The organism is Arthrobacter cavernae (assembly GCF_017368795.1).
Taxonomy (GTDB): domain Bacteria; phylum Actinomycetota; class Actinomycetes; order Actinomycetales; family Micrococcaceae; genus Arthrobacter; species Arthrobacter cavernae.
The window spans coordinates 285073-302658 of record NZ_JAFNLL010000004.1 but is presented as its reverse complement, the minus strand read 5'-3'; the positions used below and the strand labels follow the sequence as shown (position 1 = coordinate 302658).

13 protein-coding genes and 3 tRNA genes are annotated in these 17586 nt (G+C 66.2%); 13 read left to right on the top strand and 3 right to left on the bottom strand.

What is annotated here, in order from left to right:
* Positions 1-95 precede the first annotated feature (95 nt).
* A complete protein-coding gene (gene ilvD, locus J1902_RS03230; RefSeq protein ID WP_207614810.1) occupies positions 96-1817 on the bottom strand; it encodes a dihydroxy-acid dehydratase in 1722 nt (573 codons plus the stop codon).
* Between the two features lie 185 nt (positions 1818-2002).
* Entirely contained in the window at positions 2003-2929 is a 927-nt protein-coding gene (locus tag J1902_RS03225) for a LysR family transcriptional regulator (RefSeq protein ID WP_207614809.1), read from the bottom strand.
* Between the two features lie 151 nt (positions 2930-3080).
* Between J1902_RS03225 and J1902_RS19640 the strand changes: the two genes are divergently transcribed.
* The 11 genes from J1902_RS19640 to J1902_RS03170 all read left to right on the top strand — a co-directional run bounded on the left by J1902_RS19640 (position 3081) and on the right by J1902_RS03170 (position 15064).
* Positions 3081-4130: a sunset domain-containing protein gene (locus tag J1902_RS19640; protein WP_207614808.1), complete on the top strand. Its 1050-nt coding sequence runs from the start codon at positions 3081-3083 to the stop codon at positions 4128-4130.
* A gap of 49 nt (positions 4131-4179) precedes the next feature.
* On the top strand, positions 4180-5328 hold the full coding sequence (locus J1902_RS03215) for a PQQ-dependent sugar dehydrogenase (RefSeq protein WP_207614807.1): 1149 nt from the start codon (positions 4180-4182) through the stop codon (positions 5326-5328).
* A 123-nt stretch (positions 5329-5451) separates the two neighbouring features.
* A tRNA-Lys gene (locus tag J1902_RS03210) sits at positions 5452-5527 on the top strand.
* 221 nt (positions 5528-5748) lie between these two features.
* Positions 5749-5824: transfer RNA gene (locus J1902_RS03205), tRNA-Lys, on the top strand.
* Positions 5825-5982: 158 nt separating this feature from the next.
* On the top strand, positions 5983-6456 hold the full coding sequence (gene bcp / locus J1902_RS03200; protein WP_207614806.1) for a thioredoxin-dependent thiol peroxidase: 474 nt from the start codon (positions 5983-5985) through the stop codon (positions 6454-6456).
* Positions 6457-6561: 105 nt separating this feature from the next.
* Positions 6562-6643, top strand: a tRNA-Leu gene (locus J1902_RS03195).
* A 189-nt stretch (positions 6644-6832) separates the two neighbouring features.
* On the top strand, positions 6833-8497 hold the full coding sequence (locus tag J1902_RS03190; RefSeq protein ID WP_372434332.1) for an ABC transporter substrate-binding protein: 1665 nt from the start codon (positions 6833-6835) through the stop codon (positions 8495-8497).
* Positions 8498-8576: 79 nt separating this feature from the next.
* Positions 8577-10082 (top strand): malate:quinone oxidoreductase, encoded by a 1506-nt coding sequence (locus tag J1902_RS03185; protein WP_207614805.1) that lies wholly within the window; start codon positions 8577-8579, stop codon positions 10080-10082.
* Positions 10083-10151: 69 nt separating this feature from the next.
* A complete protein-coding gene (locus tag J1902_RS03180) occupies positions 10152-13361 on the top strand; it encodes an efflux RND transporter permease subunit (RefSeq protein ID WP_207614804.1) in 3210 nt (1069 codons plus the stop codon).
* A 123-nt stretch (positions 13362-13484) separates the two neighbouring features.
* Positions 13485-14603 carry an LLM class flavin-dependent oxidoreductase gene (locus J1902_RS03175; RefSeq protein ID WP_207614803.1) on the top strand — a complete coding sequence of 373 codons (1119 nt, stop codon included), beginning with the start codon at positions 13485-13487 and terminating at the stop codon, positions 14601-14603.
* Entirely contained in the window at positions 14603-15064 is a 462-nt protein-coding gene (locus J1902_RS03170) for a MarR family winged helix-turn-helix transcriptional regulator (protein ID WP_207614802.1), read from the top strand. The genes J1902_RS03175 and J1902_RS03170 overlap by 1 nt, the downstream gene beginning before the upstream one ends.
* A 42-nt stretch (positions 15065-15106) precedes the next feature.
* On the opposite strand, the gene J1902_RS03165 is transcribed toward J1902_RS03170, so the two are convergent.
* Positions 15107-15913 (bottom strand): transglutaminase-like domain-containing protein, encoded by an 807-nt coding sequence (locus J1902_RS03165; RefSeq protein ID WP_207614801.1) that lies wholly within the window; start codon positions 15911-15913, stop codon positions 15107-15109.
* Positions 15914-16148: 235 nt separating this feature from the next.
* Between J1902_RS03165 and J1902_RS03160 the strand changes: the two genes are divergently transcribed.
* Positions 16149-16820: a DUF1684 domain-containing protein gene (locus J1902_RS03160; protein ID WP_207614800.1), complete on the top strand. Its 672-nt coding sequence runs from the start codon at positions 16149-16151 to the stop codon at positions 16818-16820.
* Positions 16821-16947: 127 nt separating this feature from the next.
* The gene (locus tag J1902_RS03155; protein ID WP_207614799.1) at positions 16948-17541 is read left to right on the top strand and encodes a DM13 domain-containing protein; all 594 of its coding nucleotides are present in this window, start codon (positions 16948-16950) and stop codon (positions 17539-17541) included.
* Positions 17542-17586: the final 45 nt, after the last annotated feature.

Genomic DNA, 17586 nt, shown 5'->3' with positions numbered 1-17586 from the left:
AAGCGCCGTCCGCCCGGGGCCCCTCGGATCAGCCCTTATTAAGCCCTGCCGCCTCCAGCGGTCGTGCCGCCACTGGAGGCTTTGGTACTACTCTATTAGCCGCAATAAGCGCCCGTGGAGGCGCTGTGGACCAGCTTGGCGTACTTGGCGAGGACGCCCTTGGTGAACTTGGCAGGAAGGGGCTCCCAGCCGATCTTGCGGGACTCGAGCTCGGCTTCGTCGACCAGGAGGTCGAAGGAGCGGGCCGCGATGTCCACGCGGATGCGGTCGCCGTCCTTGACGAAGGCGATGGGGCCGCCGTCGACGGCTTCCGGGGCAACGTGGCCGATGCACAGGCCGGTGGTTCCGCCGGAGAAGCGGCCGTCGGTCAGCAGCAGGACGTCCTTGCCCAGGCCGGCACCCTTGATGGCGCCGGTGATGGCCAGCATTTCTCGCATGCCGGGACCGCCCTTGGGGCCTTCGTAGCGGATGACGACGACGTCGCCGGCCTGGATCTTGCCGTTGTCCAGGGCATCGAGTGCGCCCTGCTCGCGCTCGAACACGCGGGCGGTGCCTTCGAACACGTCGGCGTCGAAGCCGGCGCTTTTCACGACGGCCCCTTCCGGGGCCATGGAACCGTGCAGGATGGTGATGCCGCCGGTCTTGTGGATCGGGTTGTCCATGGCGCGGAGGATCTTGCCGTCGAGGTCCGGCGGGTTGATGGCCGCGAGGTTTTCCGCGACGGTCTTGCCCGTGACGGTGAGGCAGTCGCCGTGCAGCAGGCCGGCGTCGAGCAGTGCACGCATGATGACCGGCACGCCGCCGATCTTGTCGACGTCGGTCATGACATAACGGCCGAACGGCTTCAGGTCGCCCAGGTGCGGGATCTTGTCGCCGATGCGGTTGAAGTCGTCCAGCGTGAGCTCGACCTCGGCTTCGCGGGCGATGGCCAGCAGGTGCAGTACGGCGTTGGTAGAGCCGCCGAAGGCCATGGTCACGGCAATGGCGTTTTCGAAGGCCTTCTTGGTCATGATGTCGCGGGCAGTGATGCCAAGGCGGAGCAGGTTGACCACCGCTTCGCCGGACTTGCGGGCGAAGTCATCACGACGGCGGTCTGCCGAGGGCGGCGCGGCGGAGCCGGGCAGGGACATACCCAGGGCCTCGCCGATGCAGGCCATGGTGTTGGCCGTGTACATGCCGCCGCAGGCGCCTTCGCCCGGGCAGATGGCCTTTTCAATGCGCTCCAGGTCACCGAGGCTCATCTTGCCGGCGGCACAGGCGCCGACCGCCTCGAAGGCGTCAATGAGGGTGACTTCCTTTTCGGAACCGTCCTCGAGCTTGACCCATCCGGGCATGATGGAGCCGGCGTAGAGGAAGACGCTGGCGAGGTCCAGGCGGGCGGCAGCCATGAGCATGCCCGGAAGGGACTTGTCACAGCCTGCCAGGAGCACAGAGCCGTCGATGCGCTCGGCCTGCATGACCGTCTCCACGGAATCGGCAATGACTTCCCGGGAAACCAGGGAGAAATGCATGCCCTCGTGGCCCATGGAGATGCCGTCGGACACGGAGATGGTGCCGAACTGCATGGGGAAGCCGCCGCCCGCGTGGACGCCTTCTTTGGCGCCCTGGGCCAGGCGGTTCAGGGAAAGATTGCAGGGAGTAATTTCGTTCCAGGAGCTCGCGACGCCAATCTGCGGTTTGGCAAAGTCGTCATCGCCCATGCCAACCGCACGAAACATGCCTCGCGCGGGAGCCGCATGAATTCCATCAGTCACGACCCTGCTACGGGGTTTGATGTCCGGCCTGGCATCTGTCGCAATTTGCGTCTGGTCACTCATGACCCAAAGTCTATGTGTCCAGCGAAGCGCCACACGACCCCTTGGGGTGGGTTAAGCGGAAATTCGAAAATATTCCGATCAAATACTGGACATCCGTCTCATATGTTGAGGCACTCGAATTCTGCCACTGCCCTTCCGAGGCCCACCCGGGCGCCGGGCGGGTCACGGACCGTGGGCGGGTACAATCATGGCTCGCGGAGCCGGAGCTCGTTCGCGATGTGCGCCGCCTCGTCCTGCAGTATGCCTAGCACTTGCTTGATGGTGGTCCGGGCCGCGATCTCGGGACGGGCCAGGGCCACGATGCTGCGGCTGGCCTTGACGCCGGCCAGGGGCCGCAGCACCAGTCCCCGTCCGGCGTTGGCCCGCGCAGTGTAGCGGGGCAGCAGGCAGATGCCATGGCCGGCGCTGACGAGCGCTTCCAGGACGCGCAGGTCCGGATAGCGCTGGCTCCGGGCGGCAGTGCGCCCGGCATGGAGCTCGATCTGGCGCAGCACCGTGTCGAAGGGAAAGCCTTCCGGCACACCGATCCACTGGTAACCGACCACGTCCTGGGCGGTGAGCCGCGCCTTGGCCGCCAAGGCGTGGCCAGCCGGCATGGCGACGTCGAGCGCTTCTTCAAGGAGCGGGAACACTTCGAGGCCGTGCCTGGCGAACACGTCCGGACCGTCCACGCTGTGGGCCAGCACGATATCGTAGTCCGCGGCCAGCCCGGCAAAATGGGCGGTTCCCGGGTCCTCGAAATGTGCCTCAAAACGAAGTCCCGCTATGCCGGCAACCCGGTGTAGCAGCCCCGGGAGCAGCATTTCCGCGGCGCTGGGAAAGAACGCTGCATTGATGTGGGTCTGCCAGCCCTTGCGATAGGTGTCGATGGTCGACTCGGCCCTGGCCATGGCCGTGGCAACGTCCGCCGCGGCCCCGGCCATGGCGTACCCGGCTTCCGTCAGCCGTACTCCCCTGCCGGCCTTCTCCACCAGGACGACGCCGAGTTCCTCCTGGAGCGTCTTGAGCTGCTGGGAAACCGCCGAGGCCGTCACGTTCATGGCATCGGCGGTGGCCCCTACAGTCTGCCGGTCGGCCAGCTCGCGGAGGATTCGCAGCCTTTTGAGGTCCATGAAGCCACACTATGGGATGAGCCGGAATCGCTTGGGATTTCCTGAATTGTTCCGTACGCGGGAATCGTTTGACAATGCTGGACAGCCATCGTGACAGGCACGTAACGTCGGAAACACAATTAACCGTGCCGCGTGAACGGAAGGGCTCACCATGGACTTGTTGTTCTGGGTCATTGTCATCGTGCTCGTTGTTGCGATTGTCTGGTGGCGCGTGAGCCGCGGCGGCACTGGCGGCCAGGCATCGTCCTCGCCATCGTCCCGCATCATGGATGCCGAATCAGCTGGACTCACCGGATCCGCGCCTCACGCGGCGAGACTTCCCGAACCCGATGAACCCGCCGCCCCCGCACCCGCAGAAACCACGGCAGCGCCAACCGCGGCAGCGCCAACCGCGGCAGCGCCAACCGCGGCAGCGCCCGACGCCGATCAGCCCGCAACGGCTCAGCCCACCGAGGCCGGCGGCGTCGACGTCGATGATTGGGAGTCGCCTGCGCCCGCCGCTGCAAGCGAGGTGGCAGAGCCGGAAGAGGTCCCTGCTGCGGACGATACGGCGCCGGTTGACACTGCGGCGACCGACACCGCGGCGCCTGAAAGAGACAGCGAACCGGGCCAGCAGGCGGACGACGGGGCAGCAGCAAGCGAGGCTGAAACCGCCGCCGCAGCCCAGGCAGCCGCAGCCGAGGCTGCCGACAAGGCCGAATGGGAGGCATCCTGGACCGACGCCGCCGGCGCTCCGCTGGCCGCCCCCGCAGCCGCCGCCGCCGACACCGAATCCGCAGCGGTACAGCCGGAAAGCAGCCACGCTCACCACAACGAATACACGGGCCCACACGCCCCCACCCTGCCCGGCGCGGAATCGGCCGCGGCGGAACAACTCGAGGCCGCTGGAACCCCGGACAGCGAGGCTCCTGTCAGCGAAAGCCCAGACGCTGAGGCCCCCGCCGCCGAAACGCCGGATGCCGAGGCCAGCGCCCCCGGAGGCCATCTGGCCGCCGAACACCCGTACGGTTCCGGCTCGGCGGCTGCTGCAGCCGATGGAAGCGGTCCGGAGGGTTATGTGGTCAAGGGCGACGCCGGTTCCATGACCTATCACGACGAGGACAGCCCCGAATATGCGGACGTCACGGCCGGGGTCTGGTTTGAATCCGCCGCCCATGCGGAGGCCGCCGGCTTCCGGCCCCCGCGCCGGAGCCGGCGCTGAGGCACTGAACAGAGGCACTGAACAGAGGCACTGAAGGGGGTGGGGTGGCATGAGCAGGTCGACGCCGGCACGGGCCCCGAAGGCCTGCCTCGCCTATGCCCCGTTGCTCACCGCCCTGTGGCGCACCGCCCTGCTGCTCACCGCCCTGCTGCTCACCTCGTGCACCGGCAGCCCTTCATTCCCCGGCACCGCGGCGACCCCCGGCCCGGGCACCGCCAGCCAGCCGGCCGGCGGTGGACCCGACCAGCCCGAGCTGCTCCGCAAGCTCGACGCCGGGCTGCAGATCCCCTGGTCGGTGGTTTTCCTGGCCGACGGCACGGCCATCATTTCCGAGCGCGACTCCCGGCTGATCAAGGCCATCCACGACGGGCAGGCCACAACGGTGGGCGAGGTGCCCGGCGTCGTGCCCGGCGGTGAAGGCGGGCTTCTCGGCCTGGCCCTTTCCCCCACGTTCGCGGACGACCGTCTGCTGTACGCCTACTTCACCTCGGCCACCGACAACCGGATCGCCAGGATGCGCCTTGCCCAGGATGCCGGCGGCGGGCTCGCCCTTGGTTCCCCCCAGGTCGTGTTCTCCGGCATATCCAAGGCCTCGACCCACAACGGCGGGCGCATCCGCTTCGGCCCCGACGGCTTCCTCTACGTAGGGACCGGAGACTCGCAGCGACGGCAGCAACCCCAGGACACCAACGCCTTGGGCGGCAAGATCCTGCGCCTCACACCGGATGGAAAACCTGCCCCCGGGAATCCTTTCGACGGCAACCCCGTCTACAGCTACGGCCACCGCAATGTGCAGGGGCTGGCGTGGGACAGCGCCGGCAGGCTGTGGGCCAGCGAATTCGGCCCGGACGTGGACGACGAACTCAACCTCATCCAGCCCGGGGGGAACTACGGCTGGCCGGAGGTCACCGGGGCTCCGGGCCGGCCCGGATTCCTTGATGCCAAGGTGGTGTGGCCCTCCACTGCGGACGCCTCGCCCAGCGGGCTGGAAATCATCGACGGTATTGCCTATGCCGGCGCACTGCGGGGCCAGCGGCTGTGGGCCGTGCCGCTGGAAGGCGGTTCGGCGGGGACGCCGGTGGCCTATTTCACAGGCGAATACGGGCGGCTGCGGGACGTTGCGCGGGCACCTGACGGCACCATGTGGGTCCTAAGCAACAACAGAAACCCCGACTTTGCGCTGGTTCTGCGCCCCTGAGTCCAGGCGCCGTCCGGAGCCGATCCGCCGATTTCACAGTTGGCAGGAACTCGTGTAGAGTTACATGTCGTTGCGGAGATCAACGAGGGAAGAAAAGCCTTGAGCTGATCAGATCCAACAGATGCACCTCTAGCTCAATTGGCAGAGCAATTGACTCTTAATCAATGGGTTCCGGGTTCAAGTCCCGGGGGGTGCACCAAGGAAAGGCCCTGAATGGCGGAAACGCCATTCAGGGCCTTTTTCGCGCGCCCTTCCCGCCCGCCGGGGGCGCTGTTCCGCCCAGGAATGACTGCGCGTATGGCTTCCATCACGTTGCGCCCACGTTGACCACAAGGCCCCGAAACATGGTGTAGAGTTATTTGTCGTTGCGGAGATCAACAAGGGAGTATTGATTCCCAGGAGTGATCGGATTCAACAGATGCACCTCTAGCTCAATTGGCAGAGCAATTGACTCTTAATCAATGGGTTCCGGGTTCAAGTCCCGGGGGGTGCACCAAGGGAAGGCCCTGAATGGCGGAAACGCCGTTCAGGGCCTTCCAAGTTTAAACAATCTCGCGCATAGCCTGCGGCCGCCGCGTCGGCGCCTGTCGATTCGTGAACAGCCCGGCGCATCACTAAGCTGGGGAGTCGCGAACGCACGCAAGGAGCACACTTTTGGCTGAACGCCTTACCCCCGGAACCGTCGCCCCCGATTTCACGCTGAAGAACGCGGAAGGCAAGGACGTCAGCCTCTCCGACTTCCGGGGACGCAACACCATCGTCTATTTCTATCCGGCAGCGTCCACCCCTGCCTGCGCCAAGCAGGCCTGCGACTTCCGCGATTCACTGGCATCTCTCCAGGCCGCCGGTTACGAAGTGGTGGGGATCTCCCCGGATCCGGTCAAGGACCTCGCAAAGTTCGTGGCGGAAGAGGCCCTGACGTTTCCTTTGCTCTCCGATGAAGGACACGCAGTGGCTGACGCCTACGCCGCCTGGGGAGAGAAGAAGAACTACGGCAGGACCTACATGGGCCTGATCCGCTCCACCATCGTGGTGGACCCTGACGGCAAGGTGGCCGTGGCCCAGTACAACATCCGCGCGACAGGCCATGTGGCCAAGCTCCGCAGGGATCTCAAGCTGGACAAGTAGCTCAAGCCGGACCAGTAGCAGGTACACTGGACGCGGCATAAGGCGCCGGGCCTTCCAGCAGGACCCTTTCCATCAGGACAAGGACCGGCGGCCGACGCCGGCCATGCGCGAGTGGTGAAATTGGCAGACACGCAGGATTTAGGTTCCTGTGCCTTCGGGCGTGGGGGTTCAAGTCCCCCCTTGCGCACACATGAATTGCCCCGGTCCCAGGACCGGGGCAATTCCGCGTCCGGGCCCCGGGTCCGGGCCCCGCCGGGCCCCCCGGACTGGAGCGCGCCGGAGGACCGCGCCGGAGGACACAGGGCCTTCCTCTACACTGGAATGCGGTCCGGCTGCAGCCGGCCACAGCCCATCCGACGGTCTTGAGGGGACGAGAGTGGCAAGCAGCAAGATGCGCCGGACAGCGGTGCGAATCGGGGCCGGACTCCTGGCCCTGGCGTTGACCTCCTGCACAGGAACACAGAATCCGCCCGCCACTTCCGCCACCAGCTCGGCACCGGCCGAACCAACTGCCACCTTCAACTTCGGCACACCGTCCATGCCCCTGGGACTCGACCCTGCCGTGACCTCCGATTCCGAGTCCTACCGCGTTACTCGCCAGGTCCTGGAGGGTCTGGTAGGCGTGGACGGCTCCACCGGCCAGCCCACTCCCTTGCTTGCCACGGAGTGGAAGAACAGCGAGAACGGGCTGAACTACGACTTCACCTTGCGCAGCAAGGTCCTCTTCCACGACGGCACGCCCTTCGATGCGGCCGCCGTGTGCGCCAACTTCAACCGCTGGTTCACCTTCCCGGCAGCGCTGCGCCAGCAGGCCCCCGGCATCTCGTTCAAGGGCATCTTCAAGGCGTACTCCGACGAGCCGGTCTTTTCGATCTTCAAGGACTGCACCGTGGTCTCGGCGGACAATGTCCGGATCAACCTCACCCGCCCGTACACGGGACTCCTGCAGGCCCTGACCCTCCCGGCATTCGCCATGTCCTCACCAACCGCAATGGCCGCGCAAAATGCCGATGTGCTCGACCAGCCCCGGAACGGCCAGGCCATGTCGGCCTATGCCGGCCACCCCGTGGGCACCGGCCCCTATGTCTTCACGTCCTGGGACAAGGACAAGGTCATCCTGTCCAGCAACAAGGACTACTGGGGCAACCGCGGGCAGATCGCCACCATCAACTTCATCCCCTACGACCTTGCCCAGACCCGGCAGCAGGCGCTGTTGGACGGGAAGATCGACGCTTACGACTTCGTAACCCCGGGCACCTTCGACGAACTGGTCAAGAAGGGCCTGCCGATCATCCAGAGGGACCCGTTCTCCGTCATGTACGTGGGCATCAACCAGGCCGTGGCGCCCCTGGACAAGCTCGAAGTCAGGCAGGCCATCGAGCTGGCCATCGACAAGGAAACGCTGATCCGGAAGTTCTTCATCGACAACACAGCCCAGGCCTCCCAGTTCGTGCCGCCCAAGCTGAGCGGTTTCAACAACAACGCGCCGGCGCTGGGCTACGACCCCAAGAAGGCCAAAGAGCTCCTGGAGAAGGCCGGATACAAGGGCGAGGAACTGAAGTTCTACTACCCTCTCAACGCCACCCGCGCGTACATGCCGACGCCGGAGAAGATCTACGCCGAGATCAGCCGCCAGCTGGTGGCGGTGGGCCTGAACATCAAGCCGGTGCCGGTTGACTGGGAGGACGGCTACCTCCAGAGGGTCCAGTCCCCCGGCGACCACGCCCTGCACATGCTCGGCTGGAACGGCGCCTACGCCGACGCCGACAACTTCCTGGGGCCGCTGTTCGGCGAAAGCCGGGGCGAGTTCGGCTACGCCGACTCGGACGTCCTCCACAGGATCGAACGCGCGCGGGGACTGCCCGACGGCGATGCCCGCAGCACCCAGTACCAAGGCATCAATGCGTCGATCGCGGCCGCGGTTCCGGCCGTACCGATCGCCTTCCCGATCTCCGCGCTGGCCCTGTCCGACAAGGTGGAAAGCTACCCCGCCTCGCCTGTATTGAACGAAGTTTTCACAAACGTCCGGCTAAAGCCTTGACGATTCCCGGCAATTTCAGTTATGGGATGCTGCGGGGATATTCTGTGACAGCCAGTGCCGCCGCTAACGGAGATTGATCGTGACCTTCATTTCCAAGACCCCCCACGCAGACGTCGTCCTTATTGGCGGCGGAATCATGAGCGCCACTCTCGGCGCCTTCATCAAGCAGCTTGAACCCACCTGGACCATTTCGCTGTTTGAGCGACTGGATGAGGCCGGCCTGGAAAGCTCCGGCCCGTGGAACAACGCCGGCACGGGGCACGCAGCCCTGTGTGAGCTTAACTACACGCCCGCAGCCAAAGACGGCACCGTGGACCCGGGCAAGGCCCTCCACATCAACGAGCAGTTCCAGCTGTCCCGCCAGTTCTGGTCCCACCTGGTTGACAACCAGCTGATCGGCTCCCCGAAGGGCTTCATCAACACGGTCCCGCACATGAGCTTCGTGCTCGGCGATGACCACTCGAACTTCCTCAAAAACCGCTTCGAGGCCCTCAAGCCGCACGCACTGTTCCGGAGCATGGAATACACCGAGGACCAGGCGCAGATCGCCAAGTGGGCCCCCCTGATCGTCAAGGGCCGCGACGCCAGGCAGCGCGTGGCCGCGACTCGCGCGGCTGAAGGCACCGACGTCGACTTCGGTGCCCTGACGCGCGAGCTGACCGGCTACCTCCAGGACAACGGCGCCGAAATCAACTACGGCCACGACGTCACCAACATCAGCCGCTCCGCCGACGGCGGCTGGGACCTCACCACGAAATATCCCGCTTCCGGCGAGCACGGCCGCATCCACGCGAAGTTCGTCTTCGTTGGTGCAGGCGGCGGTGCCTTGCACCTGCTGCAGGCCTCCGGCATCCCGGAAAGCAAGGGCTACGGCGGCTTCCCCGTCTCCGGCCAGTTCTTCCGCTGCACGGATGACACGATCACCTCGCAGCACAGCGCCAAGGTCTACGGCCAGGCCTCCGTGGGCGCCCCGCCCATGTCCGTCCCGCACCTGGACACCCGCTACGTTGACGGCAAGCGCTCCCTGCTGTTCGGCCCGTATGCCGGCTTCTCCACGAACTTCCTGAAGACCTCCAGCTACCTGGACCTTCCGCTATCCATCCGTCCGGGCAACATCATCCCGATGCTGGCCGTCGCCAAGGACAACATGGACCTGACGGCCTACCTCATCAAGGAAGTAGCCAAGCGCCACGAAGCCAAGGTGGAGGCCCTGCGCGAATACTACCCGGAAGCCACCGGCGGCGACTGGGAACTCATCACGGCCGGCCAGCGTGTGCAGATCATCAAGAAGGACCCCCGCAAGGGCGGCATCCTGCAGTTCGGCACCGAGGTCATCGCGTCCCGCGACGGCTCCATCGGCGCCCTGCTTGGCGCTTCCCCGGGAGCCTCCACGGCCGTGCCGATCATGATCGAGCTGCTGCAGAAGTCCTTCCCCAGGAACTTCAAGGGCTGGCAGTCCAAGCTCAAGGACATGATGCCGGGCTACGGCGTCAAGCTGAACGACAACCCGGAGCTCGCAGCGGAGCTCGAGGCCAGCACTGCCCGCTCGCTGCAGCTGGACACCGCGGACGCTGTCCAGGGCTAGGCCTTTCTCCCGGGGCGCCGGCCGGTTCCCGTCATACGAAACATTCCATAGATCCCAGGAGCTGATGCAATGTTCCGCCTGGCACGACTGTCGCTGGCAAACCGGGCCCTGATCGCGCTGATCACCGTCTTTGCGGCGGTGTTCGGCGTGATCACCATGAGCTCCCTCAAGCAGGAGCTCATCCCTTCGATCGAGTTCCCGCAGATCACCGTGGTGACCGCCATGGCCGGTGCATCGCCGGAGGTGGTGGACGCGCAGCTGGGCCGCCCGCTGGAAACCGCGCTCAACGGCGTCGAGGGCCTCGAGTCCACTACGTCCACGTCCCGCAGCGGCGTTTCGCAGATCACCATGGTCTTTACCTACGGTTCGAACCTGGACCGTGCACGCAACCAGATTGACCGGGCCATCTCCAACGCCAAGCGAGTCCTGCCAGCCGGCGTCGAGCCCCAATCCATTGCCGGCAACATCAGCGACTTCCCGATCGTCTTCCTGGCGGTCTCCTCGGACAAGCCGCTCAGCGAGCTGAACGCGGACCTGCTGCGCCTCAGCGTGCCGCGGCTGCAGAAGATCGACGGCGTGCGGGGAGCCGATGTGACCGGCGGCGCCCGCCAGCACATCCTCATCAAGCCCCGGCCTGCGGACATGGCCGCCAAGGGCGCCACCGTTCAGTCCCTCGGCAACGCGCTGAAGAACAACGGCGCCCTGGTCCCCGTGGGCACCATCAAGGAACAAGGCAAGTCCCTGTCCCTGCAGCTGGGCAGCCCGGTGGATTCGCTCGACGTCATCAAGGGCCTGCCCCTCGCCGGCGCCAAGGACGCGGCCACCATCGGGACCGTGGCCGATGTCAGCCTCCAGGACGACGCGCAGACCTCCATCACCCGGACCAACGGCAAGCCCACCCTTGCCCTGTCCGTGACGAAGAAGCCCGAGGGCGACACCGTGGCGATTTCGCACGCGGTCAAGGACTCTATGGCGCAGATGGAAGCCGAACTCGGCTCGAACGCCCGCTTCACCCCCGTGTTCGACCAGGCCCCCTTCATCGAGAAATCCATCAAGGACCTCACCACGGAGGGCCTCCTGGGCCTGGGCTTCGCCGTTGCCGTCATCCTGGTCTTCCTGCTGTCCGTCCGCTCCACCCTGGTCACGGCGGTCTCGATCCCCCTCTCGCTGCTGATCACGTTCATCGGGATCTCGGCTACCGGGTATTCGCTCAACATCCTGACCCTCGGCGCGCTCACCATCGCGATCGGCCGCGTGGTGGACGACTCGATCGTGGTCATCGAAAACATCAAGCGCCACCTCAGCTACGGCGAGCACAAGCTCACGGCCATCCTCACGTCGATCCGTGAAGTGGCCGGCGCCATCACTGCCTCCACGCTCACCACGGTGGCCGTCTTCCTGCCCATCGCCTTCGTGGGCGACCTGGCCGGGGAGCTGTTCCGACCCTTCGCGCTGACCGTCACCATTGCATTGCTGTCCTCGTTGCTGGTTGCCCTGACGATTGTTCCGGTCCTGGCCTACTGGTTCCTCAAGTCGCCGGCGCCGGGCACCACTGAGGGCGCCAAGGAGACTGCCAAGGAGACCGAGGCGAAGGCCCACGAGGCGGAGCAGCGCAGCCTGCTGCAGCGCGGCTACCTTCCGGTCCTCGCCACCACCCAGAAGCACCCCGTCATCACCTTGACGGCCGCCGCGCTGGTCCTGGCCGGCACGGCCGCCCTGTCCCCGTTGCTGGCGACCGATCTGCTGGGCCGCTCGGGCGAGAACAGCATGACCGTGCGGCAGGTCCTGCCGGCCGGCACCAGCCTGGAGGCCACCAGCGCCGAGGCCACCAAGGTGGAAGAGATCCTGCGCGGCATCGACGGCATCCAGAACGTGCAGGTGACCTCGGGCAACGCCCAGACCGGCTTCACCGCGCTCACGTCCACCGGAAGCTCCAACTCGAACTTCACCGTGGTCACGGACGAGAAGGCCAAGCAGAAAAATCTCCAGGACGAGGTCCGTTCCCGGCTGGAAGGCGCCGCCGGGAAGGTCACCGTCGGCGCACAGCAGGGCGGCTTCGGCACGTCCTCCACCGTGGACATCACCATCAACGCCGCCACCGCCGCGGACCTGAAGACCGCCAGCGACACCATGGTCAAGGCCATGGAGGGCGTCCCCGGCAGCACCGAGGTCTCCAGCAACCTCGCGGCCAGCCAGTCCGTGGTGCAGGTCCGCGTGGACCGCGCGAAAGCGGTCGCGGCCGGGCTCAGCGAGGACCAGGTGGCCGGATTCCTCGCCGCCACGGTCAGCCCCGTCCCGGCCGGGACCGTCCGCATCAGCACCAACGATCTCCCCGTGCAGATCGGCGAGGGAACCCGTTTCACCAGCATCGCCGCGGTGCGCGGGCTCAAGATCCCGACGGCGGGCGGCGGGGTGGCGCTGGACAGCATCGCCGCCGTCGAACAGGTGGACACTCCGGTGTCCATCACCAGCAGCAACGGCCAGCGGACCGCCAAGGTGACCGTGACGCCGTCGGGCGGGAATCTGGGGGCCGTCAGCTCCGCCGTGCAGGAGCGCCTGAAGTCGGTGGAGCTTCCACCGGGCGTGACTGCCGCAATCGGCGGCGCCACCACGCAGCAGGCCGAATCCTTCCGGCAGCTGGGGCTCGCCCTGCTGGCTGCTATCGCCATTGTGTACGTCATCATGGTGGCGGCCTTCAAGTCCCTGGTGCAGCCGCTCATCCTGCTCGTGTCCGTGCCGTTCGCGGCGACCGGGGCCGTGGGGCTGCTGCTCCTGACCGGCATCCCGCTGGGCCTGCCGTCGCTGATCGGCATGCTGATGCTGGTGGGCATCGTGGTCACCAATGCGATCGTGCTGATCGACCTCATCAACCAGTACCGCAAACCGCATGGCGGCCGGCCGGGTATGGACGTGGCCGAGGCCATCACGCACGGCGCCCGCCAGCGCCTGCGGCCCATCCTCATGACCGCGCTGGCCACGGTCTTTGCCCTGACGCCCATGGCCCTGGGCCTGACGGGCAGCGGCGGCTTCATTTCGCAGCCGCTGGCGATCGTGGTGATCGGCGGGCTGGTGTCCTCCACCGCGCTGACCCTGGTGCTGGTGCCGGTGCTCTACAAGCTGGTGGAGGGCCGGCGCGAGAAGCGGGCCCTGCTGCGCTCGATGAAGGAGCTCCCGGAGGTCATGCCCGGCGGCGACGAGGACGAAGAGTATCTCGACTGGACCACCGGGATGATTCCCAAGGTTACCGGCCGCCGCGCGGCCACCGCCCCCGCCGAATAGCCGCCACCACCGGGAACAAATCCCCCGGCAGCCCTGTTGCAAGCAGTGATACATGCAAATGCATCTATCTGGGATACACTGTTGGAAGAACCCGGCACAAGCGGGCAGGCAGGAAGGCACACCATGGAGATCGGTATTTTCAGCGTCAGTGACATCACCACTGACCCCACCACGGGCCACACACCCACGGAGAACGAGCGCATCAAGGCCTCCGTGGCAATTGCCAAGAAGGTCGAAGAGATCGGCATGGATGTCTACGCCATCGGCGAGCACCACAACCGCCCCTTCTTCTCCTCGTCCCCCAGCACCACCCTGGCCTACATCGCTGCGCAGACGGAACGCATCACGCTGTCCACCTCCACCACGCTGATCACCACGAACGACCCCGTGAAGATCGCCGAGGATTTCGCCATGCTCCAGCACCTGGCGGACGGCCGCGTGGACCTCATCATGGGCCGCGGCAACACCGCCCCGGTGTACCCCTGGTTCGGCAAGAACATCCAGGACGGGATCGAACTCGCCGTCGAGAACTACTCGCTGCTGCGCCGCCTCTGGGACGAGGACACCGTCAACTGGAGCGGCAAGTACCGCACCCCGCTGCAGAACTTCACCTCCACACCGCGCCCGCTGGACGGCGTGGCTCCCTTCGTCTGGCACGGCTCCATCCGCAGCCCGCAGATCGCCGAACTGGCCGCGTACTACGGCGACGGCTTCTTCGCCAACAACATCTTCTGGCCCAAGGAGCACTACCAGCAACTGATCGGCCTGTACCGTGAGCGCTACGAGCACTACGGCCACGGCAAGGCGGACCAGGCGATCGTGGGCCTGGGCGGGCAGTTCTTCATGCGCAAGAACTCCCAGGATGCCGTCAAGGAATTCCGGCCGTACTTCGACAACGCGCCCGTCTACGGCCACGGCCCGTCCCTGGAGGACTTCACCTCGCAGACGCCGCTGACCGTGGGCAGCCCCCAGGAAGTCATCGAGAAGACGCTCACCTTCCGGGAGCACTTCGGCGACTACCAGCGCCAGCTGTTCCTGGTGGACCACGCCGGCCTGCCGCTGAAGACCGTCCTGGAGCAGCTTGACCTGTTCGGCGATGAAGTCCTCCCGGTGCTGCGCAAGGAATACGCCGCCCTCAAGCCCGCCCACGTGCCGGATGCCCCCACGCACGCCTCGCGCGTCGCAGCAGCCCTGGCAGCGCGCGTCGATTCCGTGGTCGAAACCACCGGGCGTGACGCCTGATGTCCGGCCAGCCGTCCTCCTCCACCGTGCGCCTCGCCGCCGAAACCTGGGAAGCGCTATTCCGTTCCCAGGTGGCGGTAATGCGCCGGCTACAGTCCGCACCGGCCTTCAAGAAGATGCCGGCCAAGGAGTACGACGTCCTCTTCACGCTCTCTCGCTGCCCGTCCGGCAAGCTGCGCCTCAACGAGATCAACGACAAGGTCCTGTTGAGCCAGTCCAGCCTGAGCCGCCTGATGGACCGCCTTGAGAAGCGCGGGCTGGTGGCCCGGGGAGTAGCTCCCGACGACGGCCGCGGGGTCCTGCTCGAACTCACCGAGGCGGGCCTCGAGCTGCAGAAGACGATCGGCCGCGAGCACGTCCGGGACATCGCGGAGCTGGTGGCGCCGGCCCTGACGCCCGCCGAGCAGCGCGAATTGCTGCGCCTGACGGAAAAGCTGCGGGCCTCGGTCAGCGGCCACTGACGCCGGCGGCGGGGCGGGGGCCCGCCGGGCCCAGTACTGGATTTAGTGCAGGACGACGAGCTTGGCCGGATCTTCTTCCGGCTGTTCGCCGGCCACCTCGGCGGTAACCTTCAGGGTCTTGAGCGACAGGCTTCCGCCCACCGTGGACAGGAAGGCGGTGTCCGAGGAGTCGCGTCCGGCGGTGATGCGGAGCATTGACTCCCGGGGCGCAAGCCCGGTGGGGTCGATGACGTGCCAGGCGCCGTTGATGTGTGCCTCGGCCACGGCGTGGAAGTCCATGGGGCTCAGCCCGGGAGCGTAGACGGCGGTGAGGCGCGCCGGGACGTCCTTGGAGCGCAGCAGCGCGATGGCCAGGTGCGCGAAGTCGCGGCAAACGCCTCTGCGGTGCAGCAGCGTCTCCACGGCGCCGTCGGTTCCGCGTGAGGAACCGCTGACGTACCGGAGTTCGCCGTTGACCCAGTCGCGGACTGCCTGGAGCAGCTCTTCGCCGCGCAGCCCGCCGAATTCGGCGTAGGACGTGGGCAGCAGCCGGTCCGATTCGGCATAGCGGCTGGGGCGCACGTACCTGATGAGTTCCATACGTGAGGATTCGTCCGGGGCACCAAAGCCCACCACCGTTGCCTGGTAGTCCACGGTGACTTCGCTGGGCTCGGCAAACTCCATGTACTGGAAGCGCCCGCCATGGTGGTCCGTGAGTTCCGCGAAGGGAACGTCATGCCCGTCCACCGTGATGGACAGGGTCTCAGTCAGTGATTCGTAGCCCGGGTTGCTCGCGACTGCGATGGCCATGGCCACTTTGGTGTCGGCGACGGTCTTGAATAGCAGCTTGGCAGAAACGTTGCGTTCCATGGATCTCCGGGGTGTGGTGCGGCACGACAGCCCCCGATGTCGCCATTGTCTTCTTGATCGGTCAACCGCTGACTACAGATTGACCTTCAGAGACAGTAGCATCCGCTGGACGTTTGCGAATTCCGGGCTTTGTTCGACGTACCTCAGTACCAACGCGTCCTTCACTGACGGGAGACCCGTCTGCCCGTCCGAGACCTACTCCGGCACGGCCCGCTTCCGGGACTAGGCTGGAAGCATGGCTCCCGATCATCTTGATGAGGACGAGTACAGCGTTGCGGGGATCTCCGCCGTCGATATTATCGACTGGCGGCTGCGGACATTCGCCCTCTACGACGCCGTCCGCCGGATCGCCGCGACGGACCCTTTCGAGGCCCATGTTTACTGGCGCCAGGAGCGGGACCGCATGTTCGCCACGCATCCTGCCTCCGCCCTGACACCGGCCATGAAAGCGGAGTTTTCTGGGCTGCGCACGGCCGACTACGATCCGGCGTTCAGGCTGCACGCGGTCCTCTCGGCCGAGGGATCCGGGCAGGAAATGAACGTCCAGACCGGCACCGACGGCGTGGTGCCGTTTGTCCGGCTGGGCACGTTCGAGCTTCCCGGCCTGGGGCCGCTGGCCGTCTGGCGGCTCCGCAGTTACGGCGGCGGCATTTTCCTCCCGTTCCGGGACGCCACGGCCGGTAGGGCGGGTGGAAGCTACGGTGCCGGCCGGTACCTGCTGGACACCGTCAAAGGCGCCTTCCACGGCGTCCGCGGATCCGACGGCGCCCAGGAGTTCATCCTGGACTTCAACTTTGCGTACAACCCGTCCTGCGCCTACAACGAAGCATGGGCCTGCCCCCTGGCTGGCCCGGACAACCGGCTCGCTGCGGAGATCCCCGTGGGTGAGCTGTACCCCGCGTTGTAGCTTGCGTTGTGAGGCCCGCTCTGCGTCCATGCGGTCATGCCAAGCACGCAGAGCGGGCCCCGCAACGGTAAGCGGACGGTAATCTTTGACGCCCCCACGGGATGCCTCCCGCGCCTAGCCTTGAACCATGAGGTCCCGAATCGGAGCGGCCATCCGCAGGCACAGGCTCACCAGCGCGGCGATCGGCGTCCTGCTGCTCGTTGCACTCGTGGTTGGCGCTGCACTGTTCCAGCCATGGAGAATCTTTACCAGCAGCATGGTTGACGAAGCCTTGCCGGGCAGCGCCGTGTCCGCGACGGCGTCGGCGCCGGCGCCGGCATCATCCGGCCCAGCAGTCCCCGAGCCAGGCGCGGCGGCACCAACGCAAACCCCAGCCCAAACCCCGACGGTCCTTTCCAGCGGGGCCTTCCAGTCCCAGGAACACACAACCACTGGCACGGCGAGCCTGCTCAGGCTGCCCGACGGCAGCCACGTGGTACGGCTCGAGAACCTGGCCAGCAGCGACGGGCCGGACGTGAAGATCTGGCTCAGCAGCCTGGAGGCGGGCGGGGACTGGTTCAAGTACCGCTCAGGCAGTTACCTGGATCTTGGCCTCATCAAGGCGACGCACGGCAACCAGAACTATGCCGTGCCGCCCGGCACTGACCTCTCCGGGCTGACCACGGTGGTGCTCTGGTGCGACCGCTTCAGCGTGGCGTTCGGCTCCGCGGCGCTGCGTTGAACTACTTGTGAGGCCCGCTCTGCGTCCTTGGGATGGTTCTTGGAA